Consider the following 255-nt stretch of genomic DNA (forward strand, 5'->3'; position numbering starts at 1 on the left):
GAGGTAGATAGGTTCGGGGTGGAAGCGTGGCGACACGTGCAGCTGACGAATACTAATCGATCGAGGACTTAACCAAATATGAATTTGCGAGCACCAATGTCTTTTATCCAGTTTTGAAAGAATAAAATTTTTATTAAAATAACACTTGTAAAACTCTACAGAGTTGTTATAATAAAACTTGTCTTTCATAATTCAAGTCTAGTGATGATGGCGAAGAGGTCACACCCGTTCCCATACCGAACACGGAAGTTAAGC

The 255-nt window shown here is 39.2% G+C and carries 1 rRNA gene; it reads left to right on the top strand.

The window, feature by feature from the left end:
- Nucleotides 1-197: 197 nt before the first annotated feature.
- Nucleotides 198-255, top strand: a 5S ribosomal RNA gene (rrf, locus tag PGC35_RS22185); the annotation flags it as partial.

Source organism: Psychrobacillus sp. PGGUH221 (genome assembly GCF_042055255.1).
Classification (GTDB): Bacteria; Bacillota; Bacilli; order Bacillales_A; family Planococcaceae; genus Psychrobacillus.